The sequence below is a fragment of the Acidithiobacillus sp. TH-A36 genome, assembly GCF_057473445.1.
In genome coordinates, this window is the sequence record NZ_JBYCKP010000241.1 from 1 (window position 1) to 1,248 (window position 1,248).

Consider the following 1,248-nt stretch of genomic DNA (forward strand, 5'->3'; position numbering starts at 1 on the left):
ACAAAAACCGCGCGGATTGGCTAACAGAATTTCCATATTGAAGTTCTCTAAACGATTTAAGGGAATGGTCCATCCTGCCGCAGGCGCTGTCAACCCAGGTGGCACCGTCTGACCAAGGCTCAAATCAAGTTACAGGCCTGGGTAAAATCCAGCGGTCAGAAAGTTATTGTCATCTTTGAAAGGCGGGATGCGGCAGGCAAGGGCGGCACCATCAAACGCTTCATCGAACATCTCAATCCACGTGGCGCCAGAGTAGTTGCGCTGGATAAACCTTCTGAAAAAGAAAAGGGACAGTGGTACTTCCAACGTTACGTGGAACAACTGCCTACTGCTGGCGAAGATGCTCTCGGCCAAAGGGACCGGCCGCATCAAGTTGCAGATCATCGGCTTTATCGGCTGTGCTGTCGGTCTGGGTCTGGCCGCCATTTCTCTGAATCTGCCCGATGGGGACAAAACCATCCTGCTCCACACCATTGGTACCCAAACCTTGTTGATCATTCTGGTGGGCACGTCAATACTGGGGGCCGTATTGACTTGGGTCTTCCGGGTCGAAACCCGTGGCAGCCTCGAAAAAATTGAAGAGGCGCGCGTGCAACCCCAGGTCTGAGGGTTTTGCTTATGGGTCCGCGCAGCTTGCGGGCCTGTTTTTCCGCCGGAAATGGCCGTTGGCGTTTCCGGCGGAGCCGTTTATGGGGTAAGCGACCATAACATCCGCAAAGGAGTATGAAATATGCTGGTCAACTGTGTGGTATATAACGATGGACGTAAGGTCGCAGACAGCACCCTGGAGGAAATTCCTCAGCACTTGCAGCAAGCTCAAAACTTTGTCTGGGTCGCCCTGCAGGATGCGACAGAACCGGAACTGCGCATTCTGCAAAAGCAGTTCAATCTGCATGAACTGGCCGTGGAAGATGTATTTAATGGCTTGCAAAGGCCTAAAGTGGAAGAGTACGACGAACATCTTTTCGTCATCCTTCAGGCCCCGGCCTACCACGGCAAAGATCTGCATATGGGGCAGATCAATATTTTTGTCGGCAGCAATTTTGTGCTTTCCGTCCGTCAGGAATGTGAACAAACCCTGCTGGGCGTCCGTGCCCGGGCCGAACGCGAACCGCATCTGCTCAAATATGGCTCTGCTTATGTGCTTTATGCCCTGTCCGACGCCATTGTCGACCTGTTTTTCCCGGTCGTGGATATGCTGGATGATGAACTGGAACAACTGGAAACCGTGATGTTTCACAATCAGGA

The 1,248-nt window shown here is 52.5% G+C and carries 2 protein-coding genes; both read left to right on the forward strand.

The window, feature by feature from the left end; all coding sequences use genetic code 11:
* Positions 1 to 123 precede the first annotated feature (123 nt).
* Positions 124 to 579 (forward strand): polyphosphate kinase 2 family protein, encoded by a 456-nt coding sequence (locus AC2VLY_RS06345; protein WP_300253589.1) that lies wholly within the window; start codon positions 124 to 126, stop codon positions 577 to 579.
* A 151-nt stretch (positions 580 to 730) separates the two neighbouring features.
* The coding region (locus tag AC2VLY_RS06350) for a CorA family divalent cation transporter (RefSeq protein WP_486893311.1) at positions 731 to 1,248 on the forward strand (518 nt) is incomplete at its 3' end.